This window comes from Armatimonadota bacterium (assembly GCA_013314775.1).
Taxonomy (GTDB): Bacteria; Armatimonadota; Zipacnadia; order Zipacnadales; family JABUFB01; genus JABUFB01.
Genome location: JABUFB010000009.1, coordinates 416,256 through 434,707 on the forward strand (window position 1 = coordinate 416,256; position 18,452 = coordinate 434,707).

Annotated in this window: 9 protein-coding genes; 2 read left to right on the forward strand and 7 right to left on the reverse strand. The window is 61.6% G+C overall.

Going from position 1 to position 18,452, the window contains the following annotated elements:
• Window positions 1-465 precede the first annotated feature (465 nt).
• The 5 genes from HPY44_13000 to HPY44_13020 all read right to left on the reverse strand — a co-directional run bounded on the left by HPY44_13000 (window position 466) and on the right by HPY44_13020 (window position 11,399).
• Entirely contained in the window at window positions 466-1,155 is a 690-nt protein-coding gene (locus tag HPY44_13000; GenBank protein NSW56923.1) for a CpsD/CapB family tyrosine-protein kinase, read from the reverse strand.
• Window positions 1,156-1,238: 83 nt separating this feature from the next.
• A complete protein-coding gene (locus HPY44_13005; protein ID NSW56924.1) occupies window positions 1,239-2,699 on the reverse strand; it encodes a hypothetical protein in 1,461 nt (486 codons plus the stop codon).
• Window positions 2,700-2,702: 3 nt separating this feature from the next.
• Window positions 2,703-7,319 (reverse strand): SLBB domain-containing protein, encoded by a 4,617-nt coding sequence (locus HPY44_13010; GenBank protein NSW56925.1) that lies wholly within the window; start codon window positions 7,317-7,319, stop codon window positions 2,703-2,705.
• 1,353 nt (window positions 7,320-8,672) lie between these two features.
• Window positions 8,673-10,112, reverse strand: a complete 1,440-nt coding sequence (locus HPY44_13015) for a hypothetical protein (GenBank protein NSW56926.1) — start codon at window positions 10,110-10,112, stop codon at window positions 8,673-8,675.
• A 327-nt stretch (window positions 10,113-10,439) separates the two neighbouring features.
• A complete protein-coding gene (locus HPY44_13020) occupies window positions 10,440-11,399 on the reverse strand; it encodes a GNAT family N-acetyltransferase (protein NSW56927.1) in 960 nt (319 codons plus the stop codon).
• 585 nt (window positions 11,400-11,984) lie between these two features.
• Between HPY44_13020 and HPY44_13025 the strand changes: the two genes are divergently transcribed.
• Window positions 11,985-13,046, forward strand: a complete 1,062-nt coding sequence (locus tag HPY44_13025; GenBank protein NSW56928.1) for a hypothetical protein — start codon at window positions 11,985-11,987, stop codon at window positions 13,044-13,046.
• A 146-nt stretch (window positions 13,047-13,192) separates the two neighbouring features.
• On the opposite strand, the gene HPY44_13030 is transcribed toward HPY44_13025, so the two are convergent.
• Entirely contained in the window at window positions 13,193-15,388 is a 2,196-nt protein-coding gene (locus HPY44_13030; protein NSW56929.1) for a right-handed parallel beta-helix repeat-containing protein, read from the reverse strand.
• A gap of 506 nt (window positions 15,389-15,894) precedes the next feature.
• Window positions 15,895-17,235: a right-handed parallel beta-helix repeat-containing protein gene (locus HPY44_13035; protein ID NSW56930.1), complete on the reverse strand. Its 1,341-nt coding sequence runs from the start codon at window positions 17,233-17,235 to the stop codon at window positions 15,895-15,897.
• A 243-nt stretch (window positions 17,236-17,478) separates the two neighbouring features.
• Here HPY44_13035 and HPY44_13040 point away from each other — a divergent pair, with 243 nt between their 5' ends.
• Entirely contained in the window at window positions 17,479-18,141 is a 663-nt protein-coding gene (locus HPY44_13040; protein NSW56931.1) for a DUF1559 domain-containing protein, read from the forward strand.
• The last annotated feature ends 311 nt before the right edge of the window (window positions 18,142-18,452 follow it).

Consider the following 18,452-nt stretch of genomic DNA (forward strand, 5'->3'; position numbering starts at 1 on the left):
GCGGAACATCTCAGCTGCAACAGGTTCCCCTGCCCCTTCTGCACTGCACCCAACGCGCCAGAAGCTCCGCACCTCGACCGCGGTTCTGCATCTCAGGCAGTGACACCAAAACAACCGACGGTCAGGCCTGAAGTCCGGGCGGACAAGCACAAGAATGACGATAGTGGAAAGAAAGCCAGGGCAATAGTGTCGCGAAGAACCGCACCCTCAGCGGCACCTGTCAGGGCGCGGAAGCCTACGCGTGCATATTCTAGGCAATAGGATACACTCCACGTAGACCAAAGTCAACTCAAGGATTCCCTAAGCCCAGGTGACGATTTGCTGGGGCACGCGGGGCCCACTTGCTTGCCGCCCAGACTGGGGCCGCAGCCTATCAGCCCACCACCTGTCGACAAGCATGGCGGCAATGAGCTCCCTCAGTGACCCTCAATCCCCGATGAGAGCGTCAGCCTGGCCCAGAGAGTGCTATTCTTCCTCTTGGTAGTAATAGCGATAGTATGAGGTCATGATTGCCGAGTCTTGGGGGTTGATGTCGTTCACGACTATGCCCGCGATATTCGCGCCCACGTCATGAAGCGACCCGAGGGCCTGCTTCACGACCTGGGCATCGCCGCGAGCACGGGCAACGACGAGGACTCTGTCGGTCAGGGGCGCGAGAGAGAGCGTCGCCCCGAAGCCGACTGCGGGCATGGCATCGATGATGACGAATTCACTCATGTCGGCGATCTGACGAATCGCCTGGTGCAGGTGCTCGCTCAGCATGAGCTCGGAAGCTCTATCCACCTGCGTCCCTGCGGGGACCATTTTCAGCGTGTCGACTTGTGTCGGGCAGAGAACTTCATCAGCGGTCATGTTGCCGGCGCACAAGTCAGTCAGTCCGGGCCGGCCACGCAGACCGCACGCGCGGCTCAAACCCTGGAGGTTCGCGTCGGCGTCAACGGCAATGGTCTGCTTACCGGCCAAGGCCAGAACCGTGGCAAGGTTCGCAGCAACAGTGGTCTTGCCTTCCCGGGCTTGCGCACTGGTGACGAGCACCGTCTTGAACGGCTCGCGCCCCCAGAGCCCCAGGAGGTTCGCGCGCAGAACGCGGAAGCCCTCAAGGAAGGCGGAGTTTGGAGGCGCGGGCCCCAGGAACGTGTCAGTCGTGGGTAACATGGAAACTCTCCGCAAACGCCAGCGAGTCCGGCCTATGGGTTCTAACGGTGCAGGCCGCTGTTATTGGGACCATCGGGAAACCCTCAGCCCGTTCCCGCTTGATCTTCCTCTCGGGGCGGTCCTGTTGCGGGAGATTCCTCAATCACCTGCACGTCGCTGTGAGGAATCCCTCCCAGTACAGGGCATCCCAGCAGCCTCTCGGCGTCTTCTTCGTTCTTGAACGTCGTGTCGGTGTAGTGCAGCAGGAAGATCGCGATGATCCCGAGGCCCGCGCCACCAAACAGTGCCAGCCCAAGCCGGATTGCGAACTGCTTGAGTAGGCCCTCCTCGCGGGGAATTCGCGGCTCCGCAACCGTCTTGAGCATAAATTCCGCGTCGCGCCGAGCCCGAAGCTCAGCTTCGGCCGACCGAAGGCTCTCCTGGACTGTCAAATAGCGCTTTTGCAGGGCGGTGGCGTCAGCACTCAGCTTCTCGTACTCCACCAAGTCTGTCCGGGCGGCGGACAGACGATTCCGTAGTTCGCCCTCGCGCGCTGCAAGCAGTTCGCTGCGTGCGGCCATCTCTTGCGCGTATGTTTGCGCGGCGATTGCTGACTCCTGCACGAACGCCGATTCTTGCTGAGCAACCGCCTCTGCCTTCTCGAGGGTGGCGACGCGCTTTCTCATATCATCAATCTGGCGCTGCAACGCCAAAACGGACGGGTGATCCCGGGTGCGCCGCTCGAGCATATCGGCCAGCAGGACCTCGCGCTCCATGATCTGCTGCTTGAGATCATCAATACGTTCGACCAATGCAAAGTTGGGCGCGTTCGGGGTTCTCGAGGGCTGTGTAGCAAGCGCTTTGGATCGTTCTTTGGCCGCCGCCGTCTCCAGATTGGCGTTCTGCAACGCCATCTGCACCGCTGCAAGGGATGCTTCTATGCTTTCGGCTTCCTTGGCCGGGGCCAAGCCCCCGTGCTTCGCCTCGATCGCTTCAGCACGCGCCTGCGTTTCCTGAAGTCGTTGCGCGATCATAGGCAGGCGGCCACGCAGGCCATCGATCACGCTCTGAGCCTCTCTGATTTTCTCTTCGCGCCAGACCTCGTCCCACAACTCCATACCAGCTTTGGCTACGTCGATGCTTGTCTGTCGCCTGGATGCCGAGCAAGAGAAGACAGCGAACCTGCTGTCTCTAATCTGCTTGGCAGTGATCGTGATTTTGTACTGGTCCTCGGCCTCCGGCGGGAGTTTGAGTTTTTTCAGGATTTCGCCCAGTGCGTCGGGATTGGAGCCCATCTGAAGCAGGTTCGGCCAGAACTCCTTTTCCTGCGCGATGACAAGCTCGTCACCCTGGGTCAGCATAGTGGGCATTGCGACAGGGTGCACGAGAACCGTCCCTTCGGCCGTGTAGGAGCGCATCCCTCCGGAAACCAGCTGGATTCCCACCACTACCAGCCCCGCAAGAACGGCGCCGAGAATCAGGAGCCAGACGCGCTCACGGATTATGCGGTAGTACTCGATGTATTCCACGGTATTGAGCCCTTGAACGGCGTCGGTTTCGAGCACGGATCAGTCATTGAAGAGCAATCGGCCAACGCCTATGTTTAGGAGCCAATCCAGAAGGTTCTGCTTCCGCTCCTTCGGTCCCGGGACGTAGATCAGGTCGCCGTCCTGCGGCGTGCCGGCGTACGACGTCGCGTCCAGCCGTGTGAGTTCCGTAATACTGTAGCGGTCTTTGACTCGAACCGGCGCGCCCTGTTGCGCGCTGCCTGCCCTTACAGAGCCGTCTCGTGGTGCCGGGGGCTGCAGGTGCGACGGAGCACCACCGAAAGCCCGGTGGATGCTGGGCTCGCCCGCAGCTTGCTCCTCGCGACGCGTACGAGAAGGTTGGGCAGTTCGCGGTGCCGGTGTCGTCGTGGATGCGGACGCCGTCTTGTCGCCGCTGGTGCCAGATGTTTCTGGGACGGGATTCTGGCGGGCGGCGCGCACAATCCATATTCTGTCGACGCGGCTCTGACCGCTGAGCCCACCGGCGTGAGCGATCAGGTCCAAGTACGTATCACCAGGTTGCAGCGGGTACGCCCCGGGCCGTCCGACGCTACCAAAAACGAAGACACGTGCCTTGCTCAGCGGGATGACGAGAGAGTCGCCTGCCTGTAGCTCGAGGTTCGTCGCGTAGTCTCTATTGTCGAGAAGAGCCCGCAGGTCCAAAGGTATCGTCTGCCCATCGCGCAGCAGAGTGGCAGCTTCAAGGTTCGCCGTGGGCAACGTGCCGCCTGCGATCGCAAGCGCTGCGAGCACCGTATCGGCTTGCGTGAGAAGATAACTGCCCGGTTGTTTGACCTCGCCGATAACGTGGAAATTCTCCTCTGCTTTGGGCACCACCAGCGCATCGTTGGCCAGAAGCGGCACATCTGCGTCTGCTTGCCCCCGGTTGATCACGGCGTCAAGATCAACCGGGATGCGCTCGCTTCCCCGCATGATATACGCGCCCCGCAGGTCAGAGACAAGGTCGATGGGGCCGCCGCTCAGCACGAGAGCCTTGGAGGCTGTGACAGCACGCGTGATCGGGTGGGCACCGGGCGCTTTGACGTTCCCAATCACGTAAACTGGATCCGGATCCGCTGCTGGAACCATGAGTACGTCGTCAGCCTGCAGGGCCAAATCTTCACTCTCGCCCGCTATGACAGCACGCAGGTTCACAGGGACGCGTTCGCCATCGCGGACGATGAACGCCGCTTGCAGATCGGCTGCTTCAGCTGCCCCGCCACTCACAGTGAGAGCAGACAGCACCGTGCCGGCTTGATCAAGAGGCACGCGGCCTGGCGCCCGCACCGCACCCGCAACCATGACCATCTCGGGAACACGAGGGGGCACTACCAGCACGTCTCGCGGTTGCAGAGAAAAGTCGGGCGCCGTTCCGTTGCGGATCGCTTTGAGGTTGATATCGTGCCGGATGCCTTCGCGCAGCACGTATGCACCCTCGAGGTCAGCGGCTTCTGTCACGCCGCCAGCCATGGCAAGGGCGGCGTTTACCGTCCCTGCTTGCTCGTGCAGCAGCATTCCAGGTTGCGGGACAGCACCGCTCACCATGATCCGGCGAGAAAACTCCTGGGCCGCGAGCATTTCCGGTGTCAAGACTGGAACCACGAGGATGTCGTTGGCCTGCAACGCGACGTTGTCCGGCCCGCCCTCGCTACCGAGCTGTGCCAGGTTCAGAGAGATGGTCTCTTTCCCGCGGAGCACGTAAGCGTGCTCGAGGTCTGCCTGGGGGGTTGGTCCCCCGACCCAGGCCATGGCGCGCGCTACGGTGTCGCACTGCTCCGGCGCGAAGAGGCCCGGGCGCGCGACCGCGCCCGCGATAGTCACACTCTCCCGAGCTCGGCTTGCAAGGTCCGCCTCGGGTGACCTCAGGGGGACGACGATGAGGTCATCGGGCTGCAGATCAAAGTCGGCCTCCTCGCCGTGCAGTATTCTCAGGGCGTCAATGTCCACACGTGTCGCCCCTCGCAATACATACGTGCGCTCAAGATCTGCTTGGGGAGCAGGACTTGCCAAGGCTAGAGCCCGAGAGACCGAATTGCTCCAGTGGTGCGCCTGTGGACCGGGTGCAGTCACGGCCCCGGCAACGTAGACCATAGCGTCTGCCTTGTCGGGAACGATGAGGACGTCTCCCCCGCCAACAGCGAAATCTGGCTGCGATCCCGACATGACGGCTTCCAGGTCAACCTCACTGCTCAACTCGCGGCGCAAGAGCTGGCACTGTGCAGGGTTTGCGTTGGTCGTGAAGCCACCGGCTAGCAGCACGGCTTGCCGAGCAGTGGCGGCCAGTTCGGCCGGGATCATTCCAGGGCGTGCAACTGCCCCCATTACGAGGATCGAGGCGGCCATCTGGTTCGCCGCAGTCATTGTCGGCACGACCAGCAGGTCGCTGGGTTTGAGGGGGAAGTCTTCTCCACCGGCCAGGATCGCCGGGATATCCACATCGATACGCGTTCCATCTCTCAGCACATAGCCACGTTTGCCGTCGGCAGTGGGAAGCAGACCTCCGGCCAGTGTCACCGCTTTGGCCACCGAGTCGGCCATATTTGCCGGTTGCGCCGACGCTTGCCTCACCGCGCCGACGATGACCACCGGAAGCTGGCTTATCTGTGGCACCACCAACATATCCCCGGGCCGAAGTTCGGGATCCGGGCCGCTGCCACTGATCGCTGCCTCGCCGTCCACGCTGATGCGATCGCTGCCGCGCAGGATATACGCTGCCGACAGGTCCGCATTAGGCGCTGGGCCGCCGGCGTAGATGATTGCGCGTGACACGGTGCGCGCCTGAGAGAGGGGCGCCGGCCGCGGCTGCATAACGGCGCCGGTGACTGCTGCCTGGCGCGCCATCGCGCGTTCCATCGTCAGAATCGGCACCACCAGCAGATCCCCCGCCTGCAGTGGTACATCCTCGGCCTCACCGTTCATGATTGCCCCAAGATCGACGTATACCAGTTGCTCTCCCCTGAGAATGTAGGAGCCTTCCAGGTCGGCATTCGGGGCGGTTCCGCCCGCGAACACAACGGCGCGACGCACGGTCGGCACCTGAACGATGGGCACCAACTGGGGCTGATTGACCGCGCCGGCAATCAGCGCCATACGCGCCAGTTGCTCCTGCGCAACCTGATCGGGCGACTTCGTGGGCACGATCACGAGATCCCCCGGCTGGACGATGATGTCATCCGACCCCTTGCCAGTCATGAGGTCTGTGATGTCCAGCCGAATCCGCTCAGCGCCGCGCAGCACCTGCACACCGGCCAAGTCTGCCATGGGTGTGACGCCGCCTGCGTACACGAGCACCCGCATCAGGCTATCAGCCTGAGCCAACGGCACCCGCGTGGGCTGCGCGACCGCCCCGGCGACCACCACGCTGCGTTCCCACTGTTCCTGCTGCAGCCGCTCCGGGGTTTTCGGAGGAACGACAATTAGGTCGTTGGCCTCGAGAGCAACGTCCCCGGCCCCGCCTCGCATAAGAGCGCCGAGGTCGAACGGGATCGTTTCCTTGCCTCTCAGGATGTAGCACTGTGTCTGGTCAGCAAGGGGTGTGGGCCCGCCCGCGAAAGTGACGGCCTTCGCCAGCGTGTCGGCCCAGGTCATCAGTCTCGGACCCGGGCTCGCCACAGCCCCTACGACGTACACGCTGTCAATGGGTAGCGAGGGCACGACCAGGATGTCATTGGCCTTGAGCGGGATATCCTCCGAGGTTCCCCGAAGGATCGCCTGGAGATCCGCATCGATACGAGTCCCGTCACGCAGGATGTAGGAAGCGCTGGGGTTCGCGGTCGGGGCAAGCCCTCCTGCCAGGGTCACGGCACGAGCCGCGGACTGGACCTGCGCCAATGGCATCGCACCTGGGGTAAGGACGGCACCCGCAACGATGGCTACCTCCGGTGCCCCAACGCCTGTCTCGCTGGATGCCAGCGGAATTACGAGTACGTCCTTGTCCTGCATTGCCACGTCTTCAGTATCCGCCGAGCCGTCGAGAAGCCGCGTGAGATCGACCTCGATCCGTTCGGGGCCTCGAAGAATGTAGGACCGGGACAGCGCCGCGCCGGATACGCCGCCTCCTGCCAGGATGAAGGCGCGGGTGCAGGTGTTCGCCTGCTCGATGGGAACAAAACCGGGGCGCTGGACCGCGCCCGTGACGAACACCATTTTTTCGGGCTTGCGCGGTACGATGACCATGTCCCCCTCAGACAGGGGAACGTTGGCTGGAATAAAATCAACACCGCCTTCGACGTCCGCCGGAACCCTGATCCGCTGCTTACCCCGAACGATCACGATCTGGCTCAGATCACCCGTTGGCGTAACCCCGCCTGAAGCCGCGAGCAGACTAAGGAGATTGGGTGCCTCGTCAAGCGGTACCGGTCCCTGGCGCGGCACCTCTCCCATGATATGTACAAGCGCCGATGTGCCGCCAACAATGGACACGACAACCACGGGGTCGACCAGGTACTTCCTGCCCTTGTCTGCAATAATCCGCGCGACTTGTTCAGTGGATTTCCCGGCAACCGCAATGACCCCGAGATACGGCATCTTGATCTTGCCGTCGGCGGAGACGGGGAACTGCCCCGAGAACTCAGGCTCGTCTGCGATATAGATGTCGATGAGGTCGCCAGACCGGACGGTGCCCCGGGTCATCGCCATGCCGGGCGTGATCCGAGGCGCGGTTGTTCGGCTTCCGGGCATGGTGGCTGCAGTTGAGCCACCTGGGGGGAAAGCGATGTCAGTCGCCGGGGAGATAGATGCCTGCAAGGCGGCGGTCACGTCCATCACGCTGAGGGCGTGAATAGCAGGCTGGGCCAGGCTGGGACCAATGAAGAGAAGGAGGAGGAGGAATAGCGTCAACTGCGGCAACGGCGCCGACGAATTCTCAGCAAGGTGAGCCCCGTTCTGGCTTCGACCATCGTACGTTGCCATTGGTGGACAGTCCTTAGGATAGCGCGGCGGCGTGAGCTGTGATGTGTGCTGTGAAGTGATCTGCCACTGCGGCACGAACCCTCTCATGCCTTCGGCAGCGGGAATTGGCGCACAGGACTGACGCTTTGGGAAAGACACCGCACCGCCACCTTGACAATTGCGCACAGTGTCAGGCCGACGATGGCAATGCCTAGTTCACCCCAGTATCACAGATGCTACCCGAATTGGTCACAGCCGTCAACACCATATTACTCACCAGGAGCGCAAATCTCCGCGGGAACGGCGACCGTGCCGGGGAAACCGGCATCCTCGCCCCGCTCCCACCTCCCCACCGTCTCGGCGACCCCATGACGGCTTTCCTGTACTCCAGTGCCCCAGCTCAACCGGTCAAGGAAATGACAAGGAGCCGCATCGCCGGGGGCAGGGAGAGGGCGACACGACTCCTCGGGACCTTGGAGGACCGATGCCCCGCTGCAAAGTACAGGACGGGCGCAACAGGTCTCAATCCTCCGCAGCCCAAAAAAACATGGTGTCCGAGCGGGTGCCGAATGCCGGCTCCGCGAGCTTGCGCCCGTCAGGAGTGACCGTTTCGCGCCGTTACGACAGCGCCAGCCTGCGCGGGCGCTGTAGCTTCCCACGGATAGTCGCAAATGAATGAAGACACGCTTCTGGGGGACGGCACCGAGGCAGACACAGATGATGCAGAACGTTTCCCCGTCCTGCACTCACGCGCCTTGATGCACACAGGTGGCGGCGCCAGGGCTGTGGAGTTCATCTCTTGTCGGCGGCACCCGTTACAGGAGATGGGATCTGTGCTCTGTACTGTCCCCCAGAAGTTGGCCAATGGTGCGCGCCCTCTCCAGGCACGCACGAGCACATTCTAGACATCACTGCGGTCCGGGTCAAGCAGTATGACGTCCCAGAGCCGCATACCGGCCAAAACGGAGATTTCATGAGCAAATCCAGAGCGTAACGGGATCATCTAATCAGTGACCCATCAACCCTGGATTGTGATTCCAGCAACCGAGGCACCGGTTCGTTCGAAGCACTCCCCTTTGGGAGCAGCGGGTAGATCCCAAGTCAGACATATCGGCTCTTTCTCTCATAGTCCATGTCGACCTTTTCGCCAAACTCTCCGAACTCAACGAAATCGATGGACACGGGCTGCGAAGAGTAGCGCGCCAGGTGCGTGGCCACTCGCTCACAAGCTCCCTCGGGCGCATTCCACCCCCTCCTGAGCTGAAGACGCAGTCTGCCGCCCTCCACCCCTCCCTGCAGCTTGAAGTGCCCGGTCACCGCCTGGGCCACTTCGAAATCCTTGTAGATGGCTTCTTTCACCTCGTCTGGCGAAAGCCAGTGATCCTTCCCGATCTCCACTCGCTGCTTTCTTCCGCTGACCAGGGCGCACGGCAAGGGGAACTTGGGCAGGAGGGCCTCGCACCCGCAGCGCTGCAGAGCCAGGTGCAGAGAAGAGTAGCTCAAGAGCTGCCCCTCATCGCGTGTGTTGTAGCGCAGTAGGGGTATCTTCTGTTCCGAGCCCAGGATGGAGACGATAAGCTGCGGGAAGCCCTGCTGGTTGGCGATGGTCTCCACGAACGTCACCAGGGGGTTGTACTGCATGAGGACCGGAAAAGCCTCATTCGGTCGGCCGCCTAGCGCCGCACACAGCCGCTCATCCTCCTGAGCGCGCCTGCGGACGGACACCAGCTCAGGGGTCTCGGAGAAGAGACTGAGGCCCAGTTCCGAGAGCCCCATGCTCACAAGCATTGCGCCTCTGTCGGGCGCATCGAAATCCAGACCAAGGATCTGAGCGAAATAACTGCGCATGCTCTCTGCGATGAATTCGCCGCCGGTGACCACATGGATGAGCAGGTCACTCCACGGTGTGCCACGGTCGACGCCGTCCTCGAGCACCTTCTTCAGGAACAGACTCTCGCCGATGATTATGAACTGCTCAAAATCATCGGTGAGCTTCTCTATCAGCGCAAGAACCACGTCGGATCTGACGCTCGTGTCTGCCACGGGCACTGTGCACGTTCTGACCTTTACGCCCATCGGCAGACAGTTGATGATAAGGGTCTTGCGCCGGCGGACCTTGAAGGCCAAATCCAGGCTGAGCTCCAGTTGTCGAGCCGAAGTAACGAGTTCGCGCCAGGTCTCCACTCCATAGGAGAACACCCCAGAGTGGCCTGAGCTGCAATGAAAGGAGGCCACTTCCTCCAGAGTGCCCCCAACGCACAAGTCGCGCAGGCGATTCTGGACGAAGACTTTCTCCTTGTCGAGTACCGGAACCACCTCGGCGAAGTCCCTGGCTGAGCGGACCGAGAAAGGATCAACACCGCTCGCGCGCAGTAGTTCTCGGTAAGCGGGCACCAACTTCGCTGCTCGGTGGAAAACCTGAAGGAGTCGGCGCTCCCCTCTTGCTACGAGGTTGCCAGGGTCAGCCGCCTGGAGAGCTCCGGCTATTCGCCGGTGTCGCGCATCGATCAGCACAGACTGAATATCGCGCAACAAAGACATTCCATCGCCGCCATCCCTGCCCCAGGAATCTGCGGACGACCAAACTTGACCAGCGCTTATGCGACGGACGCGGCCCGAAAGTAGAAGTACATGGACGCCTATGACCAGGCGACATGTGCCAGAGCGCAACGCTGACCGGGCCGGAACATCGTGAGGTTCCGCCGGGCCGGGCGGGGGCACCTGGCCATCGCGCAACTCGCTGCCGCCTTGAGGCCCCAGATTATCACGGCACAGGGCGGGATGTGAAGAGGGTTCATTTCTGGTGGATAGGGAGAAGCGCACCACGGAGGAAGTCGCGCTGCGAAGCGGATCCAGGCAAGTAGAGGGCTAGATGACCCGTACGATGATGCCTCCGAAGCGCGTTTCTTCGCAGGTGTCGTCCGGGCACTCGGTCAAGAGAGTACGGGAAAGAAGCGGACCCCATGCGATCCGAAGGCATTCCCGTTCATCGTCGCTGCACCGTTCCAGCAGGCAGGCTTCTTCGATGAGGAGAGACCGAAGGGGCTCCGAGTCACGGAAAGCGCACAGCGCCGCAAGTTCCCACTCGCGGCATTTGTCGATGAACGGATTGTCCGCGAAGAAATCCCGGTGGAGAAAACCATCGTCTCCAAGCAGCTCGTCGGTTGCCTTGAAACGGCGCTCGATGGTCGCCAGGTCCATGGACATACCGACGACTTCGTCATTTGTCTCCTCGCAGTAGGTCCTGCAATCACCCCAGGGGTCGAACTGGATGACGTCCTGGAAGAACTTCGCGTGTTTCGGGCAGATCGAGATGAACCCGTAGGAGCATTTCCAGAGGAAGGCCTGTGCGAAGATGGGTTGGATGAGCTCATAGAAGACGCTGGTACGGCGGTACTCGGGTCTCACGGCCAGGTTACTCACTTCGCACAACGGTCGGTGGCCTGAGTTGGCCCGCAGCGCCCGGATCTCCTCGCGAAAGAGCTTCTCCGATGGAAGGCCCAGACCGGGGGCTTCCAGCACCAGACTCATTGTGCCCACGATCTCGCCCTGATCTTTCGCGATGAAAGTCGCCGTGTGCGGCAAAGCTTCGAAGACGCGGACGCGAAGGCCGGTGCGGTGCGGCAGGATGTACCCCTGTTCGACATAGACATCGTGGACGAGCCTGTAGGCCTCACGCAGATCCTCCGGAGTAATCGCCCGGCTGATATGCTCGGTGAAGGTCCTGCGCGCCAGGAGCCCGGCGTCCTTGAGCATTCGAATGCGACGCGTCATTCTGGCGGCGTTCGCCAGTGGGCGCACCAGGTCTACACCCTTAGATTCGCTCATCGCCAGCGTCGCCAAGTCCAAACATCCCTTTGAAGCTCATGTTTTACTCAAGAATGTCTTGATTATAAGCATAAGATCGCTCAGGATCAAGGAAATATCAAAGATTTGTCTTGTAGTACAGATAGAAATCACCGATACTGTCCGTTTGCTGGACACAGAGTGTGCGTGAGTGCCTGGATCGGGGTCTCTTGGTTGTGGTCACTTGTACAGGAGCCGAGGTGAGCAGTAAGTCCGTCACCTGGCATGCCGGCCAACTCGCGCCTGACCCTTCTACCGGGCGTCGTGACCCGGGTTCGGGAAGCAGGTTCGAGACGGATGCGGCTGGACTGTGGCACCGAGGACCTTGATGTTGGCAACAGCAGGCTTTGCAGACATCTTTAGTTGAAATCATCGCTCTGATGATTACAATAATGTGAATGTGGGGCGGGGACACGGGGACAGGGCACCCGTGTGTCCAGTCATCACCAAACACTAAGCGGCCCGTGCGGCACCACGATGTCGCCGGGGGAGGTGGCCGATCGGCAAGATACCCGTCTCGTCTCCTTCAGTGGTTGCTGTGCAAGTTGATAGGAAAGGAGAAACGTGATGAGGTCTATCGTGGTGTTGTTGGCCGTAGTCGCGCTATGTGCCATCGGCCCGCCCTCATGGGCGTACTACAACCCCTTTGAGGGTTACGGTGGCCAGAATGTGACGTTGAAGCTGTATAACTTCGATGCCGGGACCCTGTACTTCGGCCTCAACCCGGGGACCACGTACAACCAGGCGGCATTGGATGCGCTCCCGATATGGAACGGCAGCGGGAGCCCTCCGGCCGGACCCTATAAGGTGCTGCCCACCGGGTCGCCGATCCCGACTTCCGGTACGGCTTCGCTCGAGGACAGTTGGGGTATCGTCAAGCTCAGTGACATAACGCTGACAGACACCAACCAACAAATCTGGAACGCCGCCACGAGTGGCTGGGAGATTACCGGTATCTTCTACCACGAGAAAGACGCCGAGGTAACGGTCGACGCGAATAGCGGCCAGACCAATGTCTACGGCAAGAGCCTGTACGCCGTGTTCTTCGCAGAGCCGATCTCTGGCACCTTTAATGATTGGACCACCACTCCGAATGATCGTGCGTTCGAGAAGGGTGCACAGCTCGGCGCGGCCAATCGCGGCACCGACGGAAGCGGCAACCCGCTGCCGGAAATGCAGGGCGCCACGGAATCGAAGGACTCCACCAGTTACAAGAAGGGTGTAGGAACTTCGCCGGTGCCCCTGTGGACTTTCCGGTCCGTTCTGGGAGACCCGGGGGCCAAGTCCTCGTTCACAGGAACCCAGTTCGAGTACTTCAGCCGGTATACCACCGATAGTAGTGGGAAGATCATCACTGGCAGCGGTGGGGCCCTGGCAAGTACGTGGGTGGACCCATACTGGGGAGAGGGTGTAGGAAACGGCCAGTGGTCCATGCACCAGTTGAGCACACCCGGGACCCCTCACAACGTGAAGCTGTCGTTCACCATGAACAGCACCGGCTATCCGTGGGATGTTCGCAGCAACGACCCCATCGAGGGAAAGGTGTCGCCGGAACTGTCTTCGGCGAGCCTCATGCTTGTGGGCCTCGTGCCCATCGGCATCGTCGGGTGGCGCCGCAGGAAGAAGTAAGCCGTCACCTGGCAACGAACCGACGCATGGTCAAGACCGCCGCCCCTGGTTCGGGCGGCGGTCTTCTTTGTGCCGGCGTGTCGCGCGCGTCCAAACGATTCTCCGGTCAGGGCGTCGACGAAAACCTGCGGGCCTCGCACAGCCGCCTATGGTGCCGCGTGGTTCATGTGCGCCTGGACCAGGTACATCTCCGTAATAGTGATCGCGCCATTGCAGTTCAGGTCGAAGCGGCAGGTGTCTGCTGTAACCGGTTGATTCAGCATGCCCTGCATCTGATACATATCGGTGATGGTTACGCGTGCGCTCCCATTGGTGTCGCCGACGCAGCATTTCAGGATGCGATCGCGGTCTCCGGAGAGTGCCAGCCCCGACTCTCGGCCCACCACCGTGTCGGCCAGGGCGATTGTGTAGGTGTCGTCATCCGGCAGGGCAGGCGCGAACTCGATCCACAGGGCGTCATCATCGCCACTCAGCGTGAGCGCGGAAACACTGCTGGAGAGGTCGCCGCTCTTGAAGCCGAAGACCGAGATGTCGGAAGGCAATACCTTGGCAACGGGCGCGCTGAAATCCACCCGTAGTACCGCCAGCCGGCATGTGCGTGGCTCAACATAGCCGTCGGTGCAGGGAGTCAGTATCTGTCCCACGCCGCCACCGTGCGTTGCCCCGACAGACCACCCCACAATCGTTGGAGGATCGCCCGTGACGGCAAAGGCGTCCTTGAGCTTCCCATACTGGCCGTCCTCATTCGTGACCACCACGGTCCAGTCCCCTGGAGCCGCCCGGGACAGGTCGAAGGTGCAACGGATCTGCCCGGGGCCATCGACGACCGTGCCTGTCGCGGTGATGTCCGCCTGGTCCGCCCGGGTGAGTCCGGCACTTGCCCCGGTGCGGAACCCCGCTCCCGTGATCGTAACCTGAACGGGACCGATATTGGCCCCACTGTCGGGCGAGACGGCATCCACGGAGGGTGCTGCGGGCCCGGTCCAGGTACTGATCGCTCCGATATCCGGTGGTGCCCCGATGCGTCTTGGCTTCCCGGAGAGATCCTCGGTGAGGAACTCGGCCCAGACGCCTGCCGCGATAGCCGGGCTCTGTTCGCCCGGGGTCAGATCGCCGTCGGCTGCATTCACGAAGTGCGGGTCCGCGAGTACGGTGTGCGGCCCGATTGCCAGGTCTCCCGCCTCAAGGTCATCGATGGTATAGTCGTGCATCTCGTCCCCGATGAAGAAGCGCCACATGGGCTGCCCGGGAGGAGCCCAGTAGAGATTGTAGTCGTCGTCGAACAGGGCCGTTGTGTACTGTTTGTTCATGTTGAAGGCGACGATGGTGTTCCGGACGATGACGGTGCTGTTGTCGGGGGCTTGCGGGCGGAGACCGGTTTCATTATAGGCGACCGTACAGTTCCACAGTTCAGTCCGGTCGCCCATGAGTTTCAGTCCGGTGCCGGCGTTGTTGCGAGCCATGCAGTTGACCAGACGAATACCCTCTCCCCACAGCTTGAAGCCGCCCATGTTTCCATGGGACAGGCAGCGCTCGACCAGGGCCCTGTTGGGCTTGATGTCGAATCCCTGGTCTCCATGCCCCGAGGCGGTACATCGCCGGACGATGGTGTCCCCACAGAGTTCCTCCACCAGCACGCCATCCGTATTGGGGTCCGTGGGGTTCGTGTTATCGACACAGAGGCAGTCTTCTACCAGCACACCGTTGACGCCTGAGACGCCCTCCACCCCAAACCAGATGCCGTTCCTGTTGCCATGGACGTAGGTATCGCGCACTGTCCAGTTGCTACCGGAATAGCAGTGGATGGCTGAGTTTGTGCAACCGGTGATCTCGCAGTTTTCGATGTAGAAGTCGTCAGCCGTGGTCTGGCAACCGATGCCGATCTTCTGGTTCTGGATCTTCAGCCCTATGAGCCTGCAGCCCTGGTATTTCGCCGGGTTGGGGTCATTGACCCCGATGCCAAACCAGTTGTGGCCGGTGCCGTCGATGATGGCCTCGCGGGGCACAGCGGCCTGAATAGTGATGGGTGTGGGGTGTATGCCGGTGTTGATGTTCCCTTCGTAGTAGGTGCCAGGCTGAACAATCAGGACGTCTCCATCCTGCAGCCTGCTGACACTGGTTCGGATGGTCCGCCAGGGAGCCTCAAGAGTGCCCGGTGCGGTGTCGTTGCCCTGGACGCTCACATAGTAGGTCCCGGCAGACGCGGAGACAGGAATGAATAGAGGGCACAGTGAGACCGCGGCGAGGACCGCGAGGTACGTGACGCCTGCAGACGGTTCGACTCGTCTGCGCTTCGGGATCGACGAGGGCTGGGCAGCGCGCTGTTCAGCTACGATCGCCATTCCGGGGCCTCCTGAATATCGGCCGGGTGCGCGATGTGGTCGCCTCCTCGCTTCATAAGCGGGAGCTCTCGCACCTCGCAATCATGTATGCACCCGCCGGTCTGAGGGTGGCCGCGCTGCCCCGTACCCGGTCTGCTTCGCCGAATATCGCCCAAGTCCTCCTGACGAACTCACCGCATAGAACGGTCATTTCGACAGCCTAAACGCCGCATCGTCAATCAGACTGGGCCAAGCGCCGGAGTGCGCGGGACATGGCGAACGGTCTCGGTGAGGCCTTGAGCGTGGGTGAAAATGCGGAAGAAGTCGTCGTTCCGCTGATCGTGAGGCGCGACCGCATTCAGTTTCCCGCATCCTGACCCGCAGGCCGCCCTGCATGGTGGTCAGCCGGATCATGCCCGGTTCGGCCTCGAAGGCACACGGGCATGTGACCCAGCCTTTCGCCGAGTCGCGGGCGAGAACCACCGGTGCGGACCAACTCTCACATTCAACTTCCGAGAAGGTCACGCTCAGCTCGGCGCACCCGGGTGCTTTGCCGCATCCTGGCCGTTCTCCCGGCTCTTGCCCCGGAGGATCAGGTTGTCCCTGATGATGTAGTGCTGGTCATACCAGTCCCGGTTGTCGTGGTCGAAGGGCACGTCAACGTCCAGTATGTTGTTCGTGAAGATCAACTCGCGGAAGCCGAAACTTCGCAGGCCGATCGACTCCTTCGGCGCGTCCTGTGCAGCGGGATCAGCCGGGTCGGCGGCGACATAGTTCCCCGTCACAATCCAGCGGTGCGAGCGCCACAACTCAATGGCGATGCCGCAGTTCTGCAGGATATTGGCCTGGAACGTGCCTTTGGGAAACTCCATGAACCAGGCGCCGCGCTCACAGTCGCGGAAGGTGTTGCCGACGACTGTCATGTGGTGGAGCTCATTCCCCGACAGCCCACTGATGCCGTACCGGCATCGGCGGAAGTTGTTGCCGCTCACGGTCATGTACTTGCTGCCCTTGAGCACATGCACTCCACCGGTCCAGTTACCTGTGGTACAACCTATCCCGCAGTCCTCGAAGTTGTTGCCCACGATGGTGATGCTGTCGCTGTCGTCCTCGATGTGGACCCCCTGAACCGCACACTTGTAGAAGGTGTTGCCCACAATCTGTACGTTCTGCCCGGCAGCGATCCCAACTCCGAAACCCGATGTGCCGGAGTTGGGGTTGCCGCCGGTATTCTCGAACAGGCAGCCGGAGATAACGATGTTGCGCACAACCTTCCCATTCTCGCTGTTGGGGAAGTTCAGCTCGATCGCATCCGCGCGGTTGTCCTTGAAATGGCAGTTCACGACGCGCACATTGTCGCCTGAGCAGTTGGCGTCCAGCAACAGGCCGTAGCCCCCTTTGTAGAAGTCGCAACCGTCGATGAGAATGTCGTGGATGTCTGGGACGTTGCTGTCCAGGAGGATGGTGCCTTCGGTCATCGTGACATTGCGCACGGCGACCTTCCTTGCGCCGCCGCCGATGCCCACCGGAACGCAGCGTGGCCCTTCGCCAATCAGGGCAATGTCGCGAAGGACCGCATTGCTGCCGAGGGTCACGCCGAAGAGATACCCCTGGTTCGACTCGGGGTTCACCGCGCGGATCGTCGCGCCCGGACCGGTGAGCGTGGCGTTGGTGAGGTTCAGGCCCCTGCCAATCACGTACTCGCCGGGCTGGAGCGTGACCACCGCGCCGGTCTTCGCGGCTTCGGTCAGGGCCTGGCTGAGACGCTCGAAGGTCTCATCGGGTGAGGCGCCGGGGGTCAGATCGGCGGAGGCGGGCAGGCTTGCGAAAAGCGCGAGTGTCACGAGGGCGAGACAGATCCGGTGCATCAGGCGATCTCCTTCCAAGGGCTTCCCAATAACCGCAGACGCTAACTTCGCCTTTCGCGCGCCGGTTCCCTTTCCTGCTCTGGGGAGCCGAAACGACAAGCCCCAGGTCAGCGCCTCACAATGACCATATTTACAGACACCAGGGTAGCTGATAGTATAAAACCGTCCGTGGTAGTCGGTCGGCACCGACTGCAATGGCACCTTCAGGCGTCGCGGTCGGGCCGAACTGCGAGGTGATCGCAGATGAGGAACCGCGGTTTCACCCTGATTGAGCTGCTGGTCGTGATCGCCATAATCGCGATCCTGGCAGCGATCCTGTTCCCCGTGTTCGCCAGAGCCCGCGAGAAAGCCCGGCAGTCGAGCTGTCTCAGCAATCTCAAACAAATCGGCCTCGGGACCCTCATGTACGTCCAGGACAACGACGAACGGTTTCAACCCCCTACGAACTGCAATACCATCAGCGGCTGTTTCATGGCCGGCGAGTTCTGCGGCAGCGGTGGTCCTCAGCCCATCCAGCCCTATATCAAGAACCGACAGCTCTGGGAATGCCCCAGTTGCGATGACTGCCGCAGGTTCTCCTATGGATGGAACCGCTCTCTCGACGGCTGGGGCAGCGGCGGCAAACTGAGCGTCTGCAAGCAACCGTCCTCGACGGTCATGTATGCAGATCACCGCACCAACGTAACCCTGCGCTGGTGTGGCGGCTGGCTAGCCAGCAACGAAGGATGCTGCAGCGGACAGGCAAATGACCCTGTCTACCCTCACTGGATGAACCCGTGCCACAACGGCGGCTCTAACATCGTCATGGTGGACGGGCACGTCAAGTGGTTCAAGACCGGACGCGAGGGTCAGTTCTCGGTGCAGGACAATCTGACCAATCCGGCTCACTGGGACCCGACTTTGTAAGCTCAAGCCATCGACGCAGGACGAGACCTTTCGCAGGCTACTTCCCGGCTTGCTCCGAAGGGCGAAGTTCATGCCCTGAGCGCCACGAGAACCAGCGGCAATCCGGCCTTGGGTCGGCATCAGCTAACAGGCGATGCCGACCCGAGTTGGTTCTGAGCACGCCGGCTTGCCCTCTCTCCATGAAGCGCGGCCGGATCCGGCAGGTCCCCTCAAGAAATGCCGCTCGCCGTTTGCGGATCGCCCCGGATGCGCGCGAGCAGATTGAAGAAGCGCTGCCCTCGGCCATGTAACCCACGGGTTACCTGGGGTTC

Coding starts and splice junctions, on each gene's coding strand:
- HPY44_13030 (NSW56929.1), bottom strand. CDS start 15,388: ATGGCGATCGTAGCTGAACAGCGCGCTGCCCAGCCCTCGTCGATCCCG.
- HPY44_13000 (NSW56923.1), bottom strand. CDS start 1,155: ATGTTACCCACGACTGACACGTTCCTGGGGCCCGCGCCTCCAAACTCC.
- HPY44_13035 (NSW56930.1), bottom strand. CDS start 17,235: ATGCACCGGATCTGTCTCGCCCTCGTGACACTCGCGCTTTTCGCAAGC.
- HPY44_13015 (NSW56926.1), bottom strand. CDS start 10,112: ATGTCTTTGTTGCGCGATATTCAGTCTGTGCTGATCGATGCGCGACAC.
- HPY44_13025 (NSW56928.1), top strand. CDS start 11,985: ATGAGGTCTATCGTGGTGTTGTTGGCCGTAGTCGCGCTATGTGCCATC.
- HPY44_13040 (NSW56931.1), top strand. CDS start 17,479: ATGAGGAACCGCGGTTTCACCCTGATTGAGCTGCTGGTCGTGATCGCC.
- HPY44_13010 (NSW56925.1), bottom strand. CDS start 7,319: ATGGCGATGACCCGGGGCACCGTCCGGTCTGGCGACCTCATCGACATC.
- HPY44_13020 (NSW56927.1), bottom strand. CDS start 11,399: ATGAGCGAATCTAAGGGTGTAGACCTGGTGCGCCCACTGGCGAACGCC.